The organism is Bacillus cereus group sp. MS39 (assembly GCF_040448665.1).
Classification (GTDB): Bacteria; Bacillota; Bacilli; order Bacillales; family Bacillaceae_G; genus Bacillus_A; species Bacillus_A wiedmannii.
Genome location: NZ_CP123058.1, coordinates 1,827,461 through 1,845,259, shown reverse-complemented (window position 1 = coordinate 1,845,259; position 17,799 = coordinate 1,827,461). Strand labels below are relative to the sequence as shown.

Sequence of the window (17,799 nt, the reverse complement as noted above, 5' to 3'; positions counted from 1 at the left end):
CTCCTTTTCTCTACCTACTATTCACACTCATATTTGTAAATTTCTTTACCATACCCTCTATCAATTACTAAAAGTTCATTTGGATATAGCGTCTTATGTTCCATTCCAACCTCATCTTCTGTTATAAACATCCCATCAATAATCATTCCTACTACTTGTGACTCTTTCGCTACAAATATTGATTTCGATCCTTTCTTTGCTATAAACGTAACGGATTGCACAGTCTTTCTTTCTGCTCGGAATGGAATACCAAAATAGTGCTTCCACCATTTATTTTTAAGTAATTCTGGCTCAGATTGATATAACCAATCTTTCGCTACCTCTTGATCCCATTCGTAATACAATAGTGCTTTTCGGTGAAATCTTGGACGAGCAATCCATCCTAAAACGATTATTCCTACTACTAACAATAATAAAGTGATAGGAATAACAAACTTAAAAATAAGCGCATATTTTTCATAGAACGGTGCATTTTGAATATGAAGTGATATATTTTTCTTTACTTCTTGTAATTTTGAATCTTGTATAGTGATGGTAGCTTCTACGGTGCCGGTATCTGTGAAATTGAATGTGTCGGAGTAATGAGGGCGAGGATAAATGTAAATTTGATTATCCTGTTGTTTTATTTCATAGTTGATTGATTGTTTAGATGTGACACCAGTAGATTTTAATAGTTTCTTTACAGCTTCTTCTGTCATCGGCTTACCATCTAACTGTGGTTGTATAATAAACGGTTTACTATTCTCTAAATTCGTTACTTTTTCCTCATAATCTTTCGTAATAGTTTGCAATGATAATTTGGGTTTTTCAGTTACTTCGATTTTAAATTCCTTCGTCTGTCTGTAAAACCCCTTTATGTTCATATGAACTTTCCCGCGCACTAACCCTTTATCGATCTTCGTTTCGTAGTAAAATACGTGTTTTTTATCGTCCCACTTCATCGGGTACTGTTTTCCGTCTATTTCTACTTCTGACTGAAAATATGAAGACTGAATTGGTAATTCCGTAGGCTTCGCTTCAATAACAGCAGTAACACCTTCGTACATTTTCTCCACATTTTTTTGACTACTATCGTCTTTGTCATAAGTAGAAACAGTATAGTTAAGCGCCGGTTCAACTAGTACTTGTAATCCTTCTTTCTCAATATCTCGATCCACTTCTATCGTATAAGTTCCTGGTTTAATAACTCCCTGATTTTCCGTACTTATATGAACTATATTTCCGAACAATTTCGCTTCTCCTGGTGCATGTATGGAATAAGAAGATTGTAATTGTAATGGTTTAGAAATTTGTGTGACCTGATAATTAGACAAAGAAGGCGATTGTCGTACAAGCGTCATACGCTTTAACGGAAATGGCGTTGTAATCTCTACTTTCTTCCCTACTACTTTCGTTTTTACAATCGTTTCAACCGAGGAGAACGGATCACGATTTGCAACTAATGCTGCCACTTGATTGACGCTTTTTACAATACCATCCTCTCCACTAGATGGCATCGTAACGCCATTTATCTCTTTCTTCCATATTTCTTTAAACGTATTTAGTTGTGCCTTTTCTTGCTGCCCTAAATCCTCTTCCATCGTAATTAAAATTGGATGTAACGATATCTTTTTTGCATCCATTTCTTTCTTAAACTGTGCTAGCTTCTGTGTAATTTGTTCTTTTCCGCCAACCTTATCTTTCTCTAAATCATTAAATGCCCCGTCAGTTAAGACAATAAGCCAAAATTCACGTTTTCCATCTATATCTGCTTCCTTTTTTATAGATTGCATCGCCGTCTCTACTGCGCTAAACGGAGTATTTAAATACGTTTTCCATGCTCCAATTCCCTCAATTTCTGTTTGTCTCTTATCCTTCGTTAACGAAATGTTTAATGGATCATTCGGCTTGCTCATTGGAACATAAGAGAATTTATCTTTTTCATCTAATAGCGCAACTAAACTTTGCAAAGCATAATTGGCATATTTCCAGCGATCGTTATTTCTCATGCTGCCCGAATCATCATATACAAGTGAAACGACCCTTTCCTTTGCCTCCTCTCCTTTTGCAAAAGTCCAAAAAGGATGTAACCATATAAATAGAAACAACATGAATGTGGCACAAATTCGAATTTTCATGATGAGGCTTCGCCACCTTTGTAGACAAATTCCTATGTTTAAATTTATGAGAGGATACAAGATATATGACTTGTATTTTAGGACAACTAGCACAGCATAACTTTATTATGTAAACAGATATATATACTGAATATGATTCCTTCTAGCGTTTTCTATCCGATACTATAAGTAAAAAAGCCTGTTTAAGCTCTACACTTAAAACAGACTTTTCCTACTTTTCATATTGAAAACACATAACAAAAAGTTTGATTTTAAATTAACACATTACTTCAATTGTAAATCCACCAGGTGCTTCCACATAAAACGTATACGCATGTGCACTTTTAGGAGCCTCAACCAAAAATCCATCTTCCTTCAACCTTTGATTTATCTTATCTACTTGTTCATTATTTTCTTGTGGAAATCCTACATGAAATGTTTTTGGATAATGTACGTCTTTCCCTTTCATTAACGTTAATATAAACCCATCATTATCACGCATAACCGCAAAGCCATTTCCCCTTGCTCCGCTACAAGTTAAACCGAAATATTTTTCTAAAAACTCTCTAGTAGCTGCTACATCTGAAACTGTTAAATTAAGATGTTTAATTTTCAAACCATCACCAACTTTCTTAATTTTCTAACATTTTACCATACAATGAAAAAACACGCCTTCACAGCGTGTTTTATTGCTTCACATACACTTCAACAATTGGATTATCTTTATGATCCGCATGTAAGCGTAAATTCTCTTCACTTGTACTATAAATACTAGCTAATAACATAATCGTTAACACATTAGGAGTTTTTGCATCGCTCCCATATTTCCTTTCCAGCGCTTCCTTATATTCAAAATCCAAATCCCCCTGCACATATGTATACACTTCAAAACCATCTTCTAAATTGCAAACTACTGTATCGATAATATCTGCCCCAACTTGCTTCTTCATTTCCTCTCGCAAAGCTTCAATAAACTCTTCCCACGGTACTTCATATGTCTGAAACTGATTTGTAGATTTCATGCCATTTCCTCCTTATATATCCTCTTCCTATATTTCCCCTTTCCTATAACAATTATGATAGATAGGACATTCGTACAAGCCGCACTTGTCCCCGTTACATATCGTATTACTGTAATGGGGAAGGAGGAAAGAACATGCATAGACAAAAATGTTACGATACGTGCCAACGTTATTTCGGTAAAGTCGTTCGCATTGAAGATCGTGATGGTCGCATTCATTTAGGCAAAATAATTGATGTGACAAAAAGCTCTGTATGGATTGAACCAGTGCAACAGCGCTCATCTTTTGATACAGGATTTGGATACTATGACGCATATGCAAACGGTGGCTGTGACCTTTGCGGGGGCCTTAGCAGATGTGATAGTTGTGGATTTGGTTGTGGTGGTGGATTCAGCGGCTGTGGATGTGGCGGTCGTGGTTGCGGTAGTTGTGGCGGCTGGGGAGGCGGCGGTTGTGGATGGGGTCTTGAACTCGGATTTGGTTTCATCTTCGGAATTACATTAGCTGCATTATTTTTCATTTAACATAGTAAAGAGTTGACTATCTTTAGTCAACTCTCTTTCTTTATTTTTCACATATAAAAATACGATGACCTAAAATATGTTGGTACATAAGCCGTACATTTTCATGTTGCACCCATGCCTCATATAACTCATTCGGAATAAATTGTGATACATTCCATTCCGGCTCTTCTATATAGCCCGAGATCGTTTCTGCAATTGTGCCACCGCCAGCAATTGTAATTCTTTTAAAATTTGCTTTCTGAAATAATTGTACCCATTCATTCTCAGTTAATAGTTCTTTCATCCCGTATAGTTGGGCAATTTTTTCTTCCTCACTCTTCTCAATGTGCCTATCAATAATCATTTCAATGACAACAAGTTTACCCTCTTTCTGTAGTACACGATAGCACTCCGGGATAACCCTTTCTTTCTCTGTAAAAGCGAGTATTGATTCTCCGAGTACGAACTCAAATGAGTCATGCAAACAAGGTAATTGCTCTACATTTCCTTCAATTAATTGGATGTCTATTCCTTCAAACGACCATCTATCTTTCGCCTTTTGAATCATAATCTCATTCTTTTCAACCGCCGTTACTTTATAACCATATTCTTTTGTCATATATGCCGCTGTTTTCCCCGTACCACAGCCTATCTCAAGGACATTTGCTCCATATTTAAAAGGTAGTTGTGCTAACAATTGTTTTGTTAGCGTAAAACCACCAGGATGAGCACTTCCTATTCCGTAATAAGCTAGGAAATCGATGTAAGTATTTCGTTTCATGGGATTCTCCCTTTTTTATTTTATATATTCGAGGAAGGAATAAAAGTGCATAGAAAAAGCATTTTCAAGTGCTCTAATACCGCAACTTGAAAATGCTTTTTCTTTTATCCCGCTATTTGCTGGGTAGCTCAATTGGTGAGGACTAATAATCAGTGGAAAATGGAGCCCCACTAATTAAAGTTTCACTTTATTATTTCTCTTCTACATAAGCCCATTTAAAGCTATATTCCGGACTAATATTATGTTTCACAATCCCCTTTACATTTGGTTTCATAACATATGATCTACCACTTTGATATAAAGGTACAAGCGCTACATCATCTTCAAGTAACAATTTTTCTGCTTTCCCTAACTCTGTCCAACGTTTTTTGGCATCCGCCATCCATTCTGTCTTACTTTTATTAATAATGTCATCATATTTTGAATTTGAATAGCTCATCTGATTCTGCGAATTTTTTGTTTCAAACATATCAAGGTATGTCATTGGATCCGCATAATCTGGATTCCAGCCGCCATATGAGAAATCATAATCTTGGTCTGATTCTAATTTTAGTTTTTGCTTAAATGGTTGCAGTTTAATATTTACTGTTACACCTTTTAAATTCTTTTCAACTTGGTCTTTTACATACTCCCCAACTTTTTTCGCATTACCAGTATCATAATTTAATAACTCTATTGTTATTTGATCTTTTCCAAGTTCTTTTTTCGCTTCTTCCCAAGCTGCTGCTGCCTTTTTGGAGTCTTGTTTTAAACCATTCTTGAACGTTTCTGCGAAATCTTTACCGTCTGGTCCACTCGCTAAACCTTTTGGTACTAAGTAATCCACTGGTTTTGAACCATCATTTAAAATAACATTCGTTAAAGCTTTCTTATCAATTGATAATGCAATTGCTTCACGTAGTTTTTTGCTCTTTAACGGTGTATCTTGCCCACCACGTTTTTGGTTTAGACGTAAGTAAAACGTACTTGTTTCCGAATATGCGCCAAACTCTTCTTTATTATTTCTATACTTATCAACAAATTCACCTGATAAAAGTGTGAAATCAATCGCACCTGTGTCATATAAATTTACTCTAGTAGCTGGTTCTTTTACTACACTATAATTGATTTCTTCTAGTTTTACAGTCTTTTTGTCCCAATACTGCTCATTTTTCTTTAATTTCCAACCTTGCTCATGCTTCCAATCAGTAAGCACAAATGGACCATTATAAATTGTTGTATCAGACTCTAAACCGAATTTATTCCCTTTTTCTTTCACGAACTTTTCATTTAATGGATAGTAAGACGCAAATGCCATTAAGTTCAAGAAATATGGTACTGGTCTTTCTAGTTCCACTTCAAGCGTATAATCATCTACCGCTTTTACACCTAATGTAGAAACTTCTCCTTTTCCTTGATTAATTGTTTCCGCATTTTTAATATAGTAAGCGATAAATGCATACTCAGCAGCTGTTTTTGGATCTACTAGACGTTGCCATGCAAATACGAAATCTTTCGCTGTTACTGGATCACCGTTTGACCATTTTGCATCTTTACGTAGTTTAAATGTATATTTTTTACCATCCTCGCTTTTTGTGCTAGATTCTGCTACAGCTGGGATTGGCTTATTATCTTTATCAAGGCGATATAAACCTTCCATTGTATTCCCTAAAATTTGTGAGCCAAGTGTATCTGTATTTTTGGAAGTATCCATCGTCGGAATTTCATTCGTTTCTGTACGATTTAGCACTTGCTTTGCCGCATATTTAATATCAGATTTCTTCTCTTCTCCACCATTATTAGATGTCGTTGTCGTTTTCTTCTCCCCACCAGAAGATCCAGAACACGCTGTTAACGCCATACTCATCGCTAAAACTGGCACTACAACCGCCGTAAACTTTTTCATCTTTTTCTTCATTCTTGTACCCTCCCCAATTATATGTACGAAACTAACTTTGAGAGATTTCTAAATTAAATTATCAGAAAATTATTACTAATTATCATTCTACTAATTTTCCTTGAATTGTAAAGTATTTTTAAAAATATTCATAATAATTAATTTATTTTATTCAATAACAATCTATTACTACTATACGAATTCTCCCCCATCTACTATATGTAAGTACCACTTTTCTTATTCTTTTCTATTTATTTAAATTTAATTGAATAGTAAAAGAGCGTTTTAAAAATAAATAATATATTTTTTAAACGCTCTTTTTTCTTATTTCCCTTCCGTTACATACGCCCACTTAAAGCTATATTCTGGACTAATGTTATGTTTCACAATTCCTTTTACATTCGATTTCATTACATACGCTCTTCCTGTTTGATATAAAGGAACTAGTCCAGCATCTTCTTCAAGGAATAATTTTTCTGCTTTCCCTAACGTTTCCCAACGCTTCTTCGCATCACCCATTAATTCATTACCTGCTTTTTGTACCATTTCATCGTATTTTGCATTTGAATAACTCATTTGGTTATATGGGCTCTTCGATTCAAACATATCAATAAATGTCATTGGATCCGCATAGTCTGGACTCCAACCTGCATAAGAAATTTCATAATCTTGTGCAGTCTCTAATTTTAATTTTTGTTTGAACGGCTGAATTTTTGTATTAATCGTTACACCTTTTAAATTTTTCTCAATTTGATCTTTAACATAATCAGCAATCTTTTTCGCAGTTCCATCATCATAACTTAGTAATTCAATTGTAACTTGATCTTTTCCAAGTTCTTTTTTCGCTGCTTCCCACGCTGCTGCACCTTTTTTCGGATCATATTTCAGACCATTTTTAAATGTATCTTGGAAATCTTTACCGTCTGGTCCTGTCGCAAGCCCTTTTGGAACCAATTGATCCGTTGCTTTTGAACCGTTATTTAAAATAACATTTGCTAAACCTTTTTTATCAACTGATAATGCGATTGCTTCACGAAGCTTTTTGCTTTTTAACGGTGTATCTTGTCCGTTACGCTTTTGATTTAAACGTAAGAAGAATGTACTTGATTCTGCATACTCGCCATATTCTTCTTTGTTCGATTTATATTTATCTACAAACTCTCCTGATAGTAGTGTGAAATCAATTGACCCTGTATCATATAAGTTTACTTTCGTCGCAACTTCTTTTACTACACTATAGTTAATTTCTTCTAATTTCACAGTCTTCTTATCCCAATACTTATCATTTTTCTTTAGCTGCCATCCTTGTTCATGTTTCCATGAAGACATCACGAACGGCCCGTTATACACCGTTGTATCTGCTTCTAAACCGTACTTATCTCCTTTTTCTTTTACGAATTTTTCATTTAACGGATAGTATGACGGGAATGCTAGTAAATTCAAGAAATATGGTACTGGCTTTTCTAATTCTACTTCTAGTGTATAATCATCTACTGCTTTTGCCCCCAAATCTGTTAGAGGTTTTTCACCTTTATTAATTGCTTCTGCGTTTTTAATATAGTAAGCAATAAATGCGTATTCTGACGCTGTATTTTTATCAAGTAAGCGCTGCCATGCAAATACGAAATCTTTCGCTGTTACAGGATCACCATTCGACCATTTTGCATCTTTACGTAGTTTAAATGTATATTTTTTGCCATCCTCGCTTTTCGTACTAGATTCTGCAGCAGCTGGGATTGGCTTATTATCTTTATCAAGACGATATAATCCTTCCATCGTGTTCCCTAAAATTTGTGACCCTAACGTATCAGTAGATTTAGACGTATCCATCGTCGGAATTTCTTGATTCTCTGTACGATTTAATACTTGTTTTGCTGCGTATTTAATTTCGGATTTGTTCTCTTCCCCACCACCATTAGACGTCGTAGTTGTTTTCTTCTCCCCACCTGATCCAGAACACGCTGTCAACGCCATGCTCATCGCTAAAACTGGCGCTACAACCGCCGTGAACTTTTTCATCTTTTTCTTCATTTTTGTACCCTCCCCAATTATATGTACGAAACTAATTTTGAGAGATTTTCTAATAACTAGTTATCAGAAAATTCTTATTAATTAATATTCTACTAACTTTTCCGTTTTTGTAAAGTTATTTTTAAAATATTCTAAAAATTATTTTTTTGTGATAGTAAAAATTATTTTTTACAATTACCACTATACAAATTCTTCCTATTTACTATATAAGTAGCATTCCCCTTGTGCTTATTGATTTATTTACAATTTAATCTCATAATAAAAAAGCATTCCAAAAGTAGTCTACTTTCGGAATGCTTTTTTAACTTATTATTTTTCAGTTACATAAGCCCATTTAAAGCTGTACTCCGGACTAATGTTATGTTTAACAACACCTTTTACAGTCGGTTTCATTACATAAGATCTAGCATTTTGATATAAAGGTACAAGTGCTACATCTTGCTCAAGTAATAATTTTTCAGCTTTTCCTAGTTCTTCCCAACGTTTCTTCGCGTCACTCATTAACTCTCCGCCAGCTTTTTTAACCATTTCATCATACTTCGCATCAGAGTAGCTCATTTGGTTGTGAGAGTGACTAGATTCAAACATATCTAAATATGTCATTGGATCTGCATAGTCTGGGCTCCATCCACCATACGAAATATCATAATCTTGCTCTGATTCTAATTTTAGTTTTTGTTTAAACGGCTGCAGTTTAATATTTACTGTTACACCTTTTAAGTTTTTCTCAATTTGATCTTTTACATATTCCCCAACTTTTTTCGCATTACCAGTATCATAGTTTAAGAACTCAATTGTAACTTGATCTTTTCCAAGCTCTTTTTTCGCTTCTTCCCATGCAGCAGCTGCTTTTTTCGCATCTGGCTTAATACCATTTTTAAACGTTTCTTGGAAGTCTTTTCCGTCTGGTCCATTTGCTAACCCTTTAGGTACTAAGTAATCAGCCGGTTTCGATCCATCATTTAAAATAACATTTGCTAAATTCTTTTTATCAATCGATAAAGCAATTGCTTCGCGTAATTTTTGGCTCTTTAATGGTGTATCTTGCCCACCACGTTTTTGATTTAAACGTATGAAAAATGTACTTGGTTCTGAATATGTTCCAAACTCCTCTTTATTATTTCTATATTTGTCAACGAATTCTCCAGTCAATAAAGAGAAATCAATTTGGCCACTATCGTATAAATTCACACGAGTTGCTGGCTCTTTTACAACACTAAAGTTAATCTCATCTAATTTCACAGTCTTTTTATCCCAATATTGATCATTCTTCTTTAGTTTCCATCCTTGTTCGTGTTTCCAATCAGTAAGAACGAATGGACCGTTATAAACTGTTGTATCAGATTCTAAACCGTATTTATCCCCTTTTTCTTTGACGAACTTTTCATTTAGTGGATAATATGACGGGAATGCTACTAAGTTTAAGAAGTATGGTACCGCTTGTTCTAATTCTACTTCAAGTGTAAGATCATCAACCGCTTTTACACCTAATGTAGAAACTTCTGCTTTCCCCTGGCTAATTGCTTCTGCATTTTTAATCGGGAATGCGATAAATGCATACTCAGCAGCTGTTTTTGGATCTAATAGACGTTGCCATGCAAATACGAAATCTTTCGCTGTTACAGGATCACCATTTGACCATTTTGCATCTTTACGTAATTTAAATGTATATTTTTTACCATCCTCACTCTTCGTGCTTGACTCTGCCGCAGCTGGGATTGGTTTGTTTTCTTTATCTAATCGGTATAAACCTTCCATTGTGTTCCCTAACATTTGAGAACCTAAAGTATCTGTACTTTTCGAAGTATCCATTGTTGGAATCTCATTCGTTTCTGTTCGATTTAGCACTTGTTTCGCTGCTAATTTTTCCTCTGATTTACTATCTCCGCCAGAGCTAGAATTTGTGCTTGTCTTCTTATCTCCACCTGATGTAGAACATGCTGTTAATGCCATACTCATTGCTAAAACTGGTGCTACAACTGCTGTTAATTTTTTGATTTTTTTCTTTTTCACTTTCTGTACCCTCCCTAATTCTTAACGCTCTCATTTAAGAAATTTCTGATAATTCCGTTTTTCTTTATATATTTATCAGAAGATTCTTATTAACTATTATTCTACTAATTTTTTGAGTTTTGTAAAGTGTTATTATTGAAAATTTTTAAAAAATTATTTTTTTACAGTAATATTCATAAAAATTCCATAATCTTTTGAAACACTATATCTCATTGAATTCTATGCATTGATTTAATAGTCTTTATATCCCCTCACTATAAAACACTTGTAAATTATTGTTAATAAATAATGTATATCGTAACAAACCTCTTTTCTACAAAAATAAAAAAAGTCAGCAAAGCTGACTTTTTTATCCGGCCATTTTCTCTCTTTTCATTTCTTCTACTATCCTCTTATACTTCTCATCATCAAATTCATTTTCAATTTTTGCAACAACTACAGTCGCAATACCGTTACCAATTAAGTTGACGATAGCACGTGCTTCTGACATGAAACGATCTACACCAAGTAATAGTGCTAACCCTTCTAATGGAATAACATTCATTGCAGATAGAGTAGATGCTAATACAATAAACCCTCCACCTGTTACTGCTGCTGCACCTTTAGATGTAACTAACAAAATAGCTATTATAGTTAATTGTTGACCTAGTGAAAGATCGACGTGAAAGACTTGAGCTAAAAATATAGTAGCCATCGATAAATAAATCGTTGTTCCATCTAAATTAAAAGAATATCCCGTCGGAATGACTAAACCTACTACCGGCTTCGAACACCCGAAGTCTTCCATCTTTGTCATCATTCGCGGCAGTACTGATTCTGATGATGATGTCCCGAGAACAATGAGTAATTCTTCTTAAATATGCGCTAAATATTTCCACAAACTAAATTTATACAGTTTACAAATAAAATTTAAAACAATAAAAACAAATAATGCCATTGTTGCATATACACAAATCATTAATTTACCGAGTGGAATAAGTGTACTTAAACCATATTTGCCAATTGTAAACGCCATTCCACCGAATGCTCCAACCGGTGCTAATTTCATTACAATTGATAAAATGTTAAAAAATACTTTCGATAATCTTTCAAAAAAGTCGATTACCGGTTGTCCATTTTTCCCTAACATCGTTAACCCTGCACCGAATAAAATGGAGAAGAACAAAACTTGTAAAATGTCACCTTTTGCAAATGCTTAGAACATGTTAGACGGCACAATATGTAAAAAGAAATCCATCCATTTCATTTCTTGCCCGCTTTGTACATATTGTGAAACATCTCCGCCCTTTAGTTTTGAAGGATCTAATCCATCTCCTGGACGTACAACATTCGCTACGATGATACCAATAAGTAAAGCCGCTGTTGTAACAATTTCAAAATATAATAGTGCCTTCCCGCCAACACGACCTACCTTTTTCATACTTCCCATACTTGCAATCCCAAGCATAATTGTTAAAAAGATTATTGGTGCAATAACCATTTTAATCATATTGATGAACGTTTCACCAATTGGCTTCATCTCTTGTCCAACACTAGGCCAAATGGCCCCTACTGCAATACCACAAATAATCGCCACAATAACTTGGAATGTTAAATTCTTTACAATTCTCATTTTTATTCTTTCATTTCTCCCATACGATTTCAATAATTGCTAATGATGTATTTTATGTAATAGCCCCCCTGCTATTTAACTTAAATCACATTATTATGTTACGCTATTATCCATAATTCGAAAATAGTATATAACATTTAATTTTAAATGTCACACTATTAAACGTAATAAAAAAGCAGACATTATGCCTGCTTTAATTCTCCTCAATCTGCTTTTCACTTAATCCTAGATGTGTTCTAAGAGTATTACTCAAACTCTGTAGATCTTTTTTATTAGGGTTATAATAATATACACGATTCCCATTTGGACCGTTAGGTAAGTATAAATCATCACCAGCTAATTGTATTTTTTCAACTGAACCGTTTAAACCGTATTTATAAAAAGATAAAATATCATCCATTACTAAGTTTGTTTTAAAATCGCCGTCAACTGCCTCAACTATTTTTTCTAGCTTCGTAATTGATCCTACACTTTTTAATTTACTTAACATCGCTTCAATAACAAGCTGTTGACGCTGACCTCTCATTGCATCACTATCAATATGACGCGTTCTTGCCAGTGCAAGTGCTTCTTCCCCTGTTAATGTTTGTAGTCCTTTTTTCAAATGGATTGCGTCAGGTTCATCTTTACTATTTTGCTCTGTAAATTCAACTGGGACATTTACTTCAATCCCATCTAATCCATCCACAATTTTAGTAAATGCATTAAAATTAAACTTCACAAAATAATCAACAGGCACTTGTAACAATTTTTCTACCGCTTCCACTGAAGCTTGCGGTCCTCCATCTTTACCATTTTTAACGAAACCACTTCCATATGCATGCGTTATTTTATCTTTTTTCTTTTCTACTGGTACATATGTATATGTATCACGTGGTATGCTCGTTAATTTCACAGTCTTATCATCTTTATTAAAAGTAGCTAACAGTAGTGCATCTGTATGAAATGCACCATTATACTCCTTTTGTCGTTCTGGATTTTCATCAATTCCCATAATTAAAAGTGAAACATTATTGGTGATCGGTTTTACAGTTTCCTCACGTAATTTTGATTTTTCACCACGTGCTAAATTAACATTTGATTTTTGTACGAGATTAGAAGTTTTCATATATACGTAAGTACCATATCCAACTCCGCCAAATAGTAATATTGCTAACAATACACTTATTATTGTTGTCTTTTTATATTTTCGCTTATTTTTCTTTTCTCTTGAAGAAGGGTGATTCTCCATATCGTTTCCTCCGTTTTCTATTCATCTAATATATTTTTCAATTTCTCATAATTAGCGCTTTCCTTTTGAAATGCATTCTCTTTCAATCCTTTGTTTATTTGTATCCATTCGGTCGTGATTGAATATTGAATCATACCTTCGTGGAAACTAAGGAACTTGAGCATAATCCCTGTATTTTTCTCTACAACCATTTCAAATTTCCCTCTTAAATCTTCAGATGTACTTACAGGCATTTCTATATTTATTGTCCCTTCTATTTTGTAGCAATCCAGTCCAAGATACTTCGTTTCTTTATAATTCCAATCTTTATATCGAATTAATAGATCCGCAAATTCTGATTGAATACTATACTTCGCGAATCCCACATATTCATCATCATATCTTTTTTTCTCACCCGATTTTCTCAATAACCTTTCCGTAGGATTTAATTTTAATAGTTCATTGTTTCTTTCTTTCGAGCTCCATTTTGTCTCTTTATATGTATACTTCTCATCATCAAATTCTTTTTTCTTGCCCTCGTTATATATAAGTGTTCGTTTTTTCGATAGCTTATCTTCTTTCGAAGAGATACCTCTTTGTTCCTCCGTATCAATCGTATATTTGTATGTTGTAGCAATTCTTGACGAACTAGAATATTCCTCAAATTGTCCTGAAATATTTTTAAAATGATCAATGGAATCTAGCATCTTTTCATGAATCTTTTCTTTCTCTGGATAATTTACGTTCGATTTCATTTCCTCTTCATTTTCATAATCAGAAAACGCCTTTTTCTTTACATATTCAAATACTCCGCCGTTTTGAGCAAAAATTTGATCAGAAAACTCCGACATAGACACAATAGAAAGCGCTAGAACAGCAGCACTTATAACCATCATATACACCCTGTAACCCTTCTTTTTTACCGGAAGATTATGTAATGTACCATTAATCTTTTCATTTAACTCTAGCGGTACTATAATATTTTCATCTTTTATTCTCTTTTTTAATTTCTCATCAAATAATTTTTCATCATCCATCCTTTGCACCCCCTATTCCATCTTTAATCGTTTCTGTAGTTGTTCCCTCGCGCGCGACAATCTCGATTTCACTGTTCCTTTTGGTATTTCTAAAAGCTTCGCAATGCTATCTTGATTCATATCTTCATAGTAATACAGCACCGTAACAGCTCTTAATTCTTCATGTAACGATTGAATCGCATTACACAAATCTATATCTTCATACTGATCACACGCGCTCATATTGTAATCATTCTCTTCTATCACAATTATATTTTTATACGCTCTAATAATATTGTTACACTCATTCATTAAAATTCGAATTAACCAAGTTTGAAAAAACTCTTCTTTCTTTAATTTTTTTATATTTTCATAGGCTTTTAAAATTGTCGTCTGTATCGCATCCTCTATATTTGTCTCATCACGTAACATAGCCTTTGCTATTCGGTACATCTTCACTTTTTCTGTATGTATAAGCGCCATAAACGCTTCATGATCACCTTTTTTCGCTAAAGAAACATCGGTTTCTTCTTTTATAATCATTTTATATAAAGGGATTACTTTCACAATTGCTCCTCCTGTTTCATCCTCACTTCAAATTTAACTTTACATGTATTAGACGGATGAGCCTAGAAAAAGGTTCATTTTTTTGAATATTTCCATAAAAAGGTAAACATTCTTCATGTCCACCTTTACTCAGACGTAATCCTTAAGAAATATCCATCTGGATCTACAACTTTAAATCCTCTCGTCTCCCATGAATATGTTTGAATCTCTTCTTGTATCTTGCATCCCTTCTCTTTACAACGTTCATATACATCTTCAAGTCGGTCGACAACGATAATTAGTTCAAAGCCATTTCCCTTCATTTCTTTTCGATTGTAAAAATAGTGATTTTCATTCAATTTTGAATCACTAACTAGTAATAAAGAAAACTGGTCGTGATTAAAACGTGCTGCATGCATACCTTTTTTATACAGCTTTAAACCAATTACTTCTTCATAAAACAATAATGACTTTTCTATATCATTTACATATAGCTGCACCCGGAACAAATGATTCATTCGTTTCCTCCTCATCAAAAAAAGCCCACTTTCTCAGTGGACTTTCTACTTTACAACGGTAAATCCCTCTTCTTAAACACTACAATCGCTACTATGAAAATACAAAGTGCTCCAGCAGTTAAACCTATACTTACCGGCCATATATTATACGTTCCTTCAGCAATTTCTTTCGGACGAAATAGCGTAAATAATGATATATTTCTCATCCACTCTAACTTATCGCTTAATTTACCTACCATATCCGTTACGAAAAATAAAATTGTTAAACTTGCTGAGTAGCTAAGTGCCTTTCTTTCGTCATTACATATACAAGAAAAGAAAAATGAATAAGCACTAACGACTAAAAATATTAGCCCTCCGACTACGTTTATCTTCAGGAATAATTCTTTATTTAAGTTATTATCTTCTAAAAACCATTCTGCACCTACTATACCCGCTACATACGTAACAGCTACAATTATCAGTAGTCCCAATATAAGAATAGCCGCTTGCGTGATTGCAATTTGCACTCTAGATACAGGTGTTGCTAACAAGTATGCCATTGCTCCTTTATCTACATGACGAGCAATTAAATGCGTTGCAACTGTTACACAAAAAATTGTTAAAATAATAATAAATAATAGACTATAATATTCGCCAGCTAAAAAATCCATTACGTTTTGAATCGGACTTTCCATGCCAACAATTTTTTTCACACTATCAGGCATAGCACTTATTAATTCATTTAACCCTTTCGCTGATACCATTGAAGGGAATATCCAAATTAATAACCATAAATAAAGAGCTGCACCAGTTGCGTAACTCAAAATACTTTTTTGTGTCTCTTTCAAACTAGCTAAAAACAATTGCTTATTCATGCTTTACCCCTTCTTTCTTATCGTAATAATGCATAAATAAATGTTCTAAATCCATTGCTCTCGTTTGAAGTGCCGTTACATTATAGTTTGAAAGTGTTTGTAAAACCGTTTGATAGTTTCCTTGTACAATAATCGATGCTTCTCTACCTTTCACCGCTTCAAATTGCAAATTACACTTTGTAAGAGACTCAATTTCTTCTTGCGACGATACTGTTACATCTATCACTTGTCGTCTCATGCTTTGTAAATCATGAATATTTTCAACTGTTACAAGGCGCCCATCTTTAATAATCGCTACTCGGTCACATGTACGCTCAATCTCCGTGAATATATGTGAAGACATAAGAATCGTTTTTCCTCTTTGCTTTTCCTCTAATATTAAATCTATAAACACTTGCTGCATAAGTGGATCGAGTCCCGATGTCGGTTCATCTAAAATTAACACTTCCGGATCATGCATAAAAGCAGCAACAATTCCTACTTTTTGCTTCATTCCTTTAGACATTTTTCGAATCGGTGTTTTCACATCGAATTGCAGACGTTCTATTAGTTCATCACGTCTTTTCGTATCCTTTAGCCCACGCATTCCTTGCATTAACTTTAAAAACTCTAATCCGTTCATTCCTTCAATAAAAGAAATTTCTCCCGGTAAATATCCGACTTGTCTTTGAATTTTCGCTGCTTCATTCCAACAATCTAATCCGAAAATTGATGATTTCCCAGCTGTCGGTTTTATAAATCCCATTAAATTACGAATTGTTGTGGATTTCCCGGCACCATTTGGTCCTAAGTAGCCAAAAACTTCCCCTTCTTTTACATCAAAGGTTATATGAAACAAACCTTTTCCATTTGAAAACTGTTTTGTGACATTTTGAACTGAAATCATAATTCCACCTCATTTTTTGAAATATTTAATATGTGATATTTCAAAATTATTGTACTCCTCATCTTTCATATTCGCAACAACTTTTTGAAATATTTATATGTCCATATTTCAAAAATATTGTTTTCATCTATATTTTCTTGTATATTTTTATTGAGGTGATTGTATTGAACGGCTTTGAAAAAGTGAAAGAAAAGAAAAAACGTGCCATTAAAGATGCGGCCTTTAAATTATTTTCAGAACGTGGATTTAATGAAGTGAAAATAGAACTTATTGCAAAAAAAGCTAACGTTTCTCAAGTTACCATTTATAATCATTTTGGAAGTAAAGATGCGTTATTTAGGGAGCTTATACAAGAATTTATCATATCTGAATTTCAATATTATAAAGAGCTTGCTGAAGAAAAATTACCTTTTCATGATATGATGCAAAAAATGATTGTAAGAAAAATGAATACTGGCGGGTTATTTCAGCCTGATATGTTACTACAAATGATGAAAAGAGATGAAATTCTCCGAGAGTTTATTTATAGTTATCAAAATGAAAAAATACTGCCATGGTATTTAGAAATATTAGAACAAGCACAGCGCAATAATGAAATTAATCCCCATCTTACTAAAGAAATGATGTTACTTTACATTCAAATGTTTACTAAATTAGGTGATGATTTCGGGGCACAGCTTCTTGAAGGAGATCGTGAAAAACATATACAAGATATCGTTACGATGTTCTTTTATGGACTGTCCGTCCCAGAAAAATAATTTTTCCTACAGAACAAATAAAATCACCAAAAAGCCCTTTGGATATTGAAATCTCAAGGGCTTTTTCATGTCAA

At 33.9% G+C, this 17,799-nt stretch carries 15 protein-coding genes and 1 pseudogene; 2 read left to right on the top strand and 14 right to left on the bottom strand.

Features of this window, described 5'->3' with window-relative positions; genetic code table 11:
• Positions 1-17: 17 nt before the first annotated feature.
• The 3 genes from QEP67_RS09605 to QEP67_RS09595 form a co-directional block, all read right to left on the bottom strand.
• Positions 18-2,117: a vWA domain-containing protein gene (locus QEP67_RS09605; protein WP_000702096.1), complete on the bottom strand. Its 2,100-nt coding sequence runs from the start codon at positions 2,115-2,117 to the stop codon at positions 18-20.
• 256 nt (positions 2,118-2,373) lie between these two features.
• A complete protein-coding gene (locus tag QEP67_RS09600; RefSeq protein ID WP_000693977.1) occupies positions 2,374-2,712 on the bottom strand; it encodes a VOC family protein in 339 nt (112 codons plus the stop codon).
• A gap of 70 nt (positions 2,713-2,782) precedes the next feature.
• The gene (locus QEP67_RS09595; RefSeq protein ID WP_000843273.1) at positions 2,783-3,118 is read right to left on the bottom strand and encodes a hypothetical protein; all 336 of its coding nucleotides are present in this window, start codon (positions 3,116-3,118) and stop codon (positions 2,783-2,785) included.
• Positions 3,119-3,252: 134 nt separating this feature from the next.
• On the opposite strand from QEP67_RS09595, the gene QEP67_RS09590 reads away from it, so the two are divergent.
• Complete coding sequence (locus tag QEP67_RS09590) at positions 3,253-3,642, top strand: hypothetical protein (RefSeq protein WP_064460211.1); 390 nt, start codon at positions 3,253-3,255, stop codon at positions 3,640-3,642.
• A 40-nt stretch (positions 3,643-3,682) separates the two neighbouring features.
• Here QEP67_RS09590 and QEP67_RS09585 read toward each other — a convergent pair whose 3' ends face one another.
• The 11 genes and pseudogenes from QEP67_RS09585 to QEP67_RS09535 all read right to left on the bottom strand — a co-directional run bounded on the left by QEP67_RS09585 (position 3,683) and on the right by QEP67_RS09535 (position 16,967).
• Positions 3,683-4,402: a class I SAM-dependent methyltransferase gene (locus QEP67_RS09585; RefSeq protein WP_000828240.1), complete on the bottom strand. Its 720-nt coding sequence runs from the start codon at positions 4,400-4,402 to the stop codon at positions 3,683-3,685.
• A 190-nt stretch (positions 4,403-4,592) separates the two neighbouring features.
• A complete protein-coding gene (locus QEP67_RS09580) occupies positions 4,593-6,299 on the bottom strand; it encodes a peptide ABC transporter substrate-binding protein (RefSeq protein WP_000728485.1) in 1,707 nt (568 codons plus the stop codon).
• Between the two features lie 303 nt (positions 6,300-6,602).
• On the bottom strand, positions 6,603-8,309 hold the full coding sequence (locus QEP67_RS09575) for a peptide ABC transporter substrate-binding protein (RefSeq protein WP_000728452.1): 1,707 nt from the start codon (positions 8,307-8,309) through the stop codon (positions 6,603-6,605).
• Between the two features lie 309 nt (positions 8,310-8,618).
• Positions 8,619-10,322: a peptide ABC transporter substrate-binding protein gene (locus tag QEP67_RS09570; protein WP_000727407.1), complete on the bottom strand. Its 1,704-nt coding sequence runs from the start codon at positions 10,320-10,322 to the stop codon at positions 8,619-8,621.
• 349 nt (positions 10,323-10,671) lie between these two features.
• Positions 10,672-11,934, bottom strand: a pseudogene (locus QEP67_RS09565) (dicarboxylate/amino acid:cation symporter).
• A gap of 193 nt (positions 11,935-12,127) precedes the next feature.
• Entirely contained in the window at positions 12,128-13,165 is a 1,038-nt protein-coding gene (locus tag QEP67_RS09560; protein WP_000427470.1) for an LCP family protein, read from the bottom strand.
• Between the two features lie 17 nt (positions 13,166-13,182).
• The gene (locus tag QEP67_RS09555) at positions 13,183-14,181 is read right to left on the bottom strand and encodes a hypothetical protein (RefSeq protein WP_000340809.1); all 999 of its coding nucleotides are present in this window, start codon (positions 14,179-14,181) and stop codon (positions 13,183-13,185) included.
• A 12-nt stretch (positions 14,182-14,193) separates the two neighbouring features.
• Positions 14,194-14,727 (bottom strand): sigma-70 family RNA polymerase sigma factor, encoded by a 534-nt coding sequence (locus QEP67_RS09550; protein ID WP_000864725.1) that lies wholly within the window; start codon positions 14,725-14,727, stop codon positions 14,194-14,196.
• Between the two features lie 125 nt (positions 14,728-14,852).
• Positions 14,853-15,224, bottom strand: a complete 372-nt coding sequence (locus QEP67_RS09545; protein ID WP_048565901.1) for a VOC family protein — start codon at positions 15,222-15,224, stop codon at positions 14,853-14,855.
• Between the two features lie 50 nt (positions 15,225-15,274).
• The gene (locus QEP67_RS09540; protein WP_061672851.1) at positions 15,275-16,081 is read right to left on the bottom strand and encodes an ABC transporter permease subunit; all 807 of its coding nucleotides are present in this window, start codon (positions 16,079-16,081) and stop codon (positions 15,275-15,277) included.
• Positions 16,074-16,967 (bottom strand): ABC transporter ATP-binding protein, encoded by an 894-nt coding sequence (locus QEP67_RS09535; protein ID WP_061672852.1) that lies wholly within the window; start codon positions 16,965-16,967, stop codon positions 16,074-16,076. The genes QEP67_RS09540 and QEP67_RS09535 overlap by 8 nt, the downstream gene beginning before the upstream one ends.
• Positions 16,968-17,131: 164 nt before the next feature.
• On the opposite strand from QEP67_RS09535, the gene QEP67_RS09530 reads away from it, so the two are divergent.
• Entirely contained in the window at positions 17,132-17,725 is a 594-nt protein-coding gene (locus tag QEP67_RS09530) for a TetR/AcrR family transcriptional regulator (RefSeq protein ID WP_001012991.1), read from the top strand.
• The last annotated feature ends 74 nt before the right edge of the window (positions 17,726-17,799 follow it).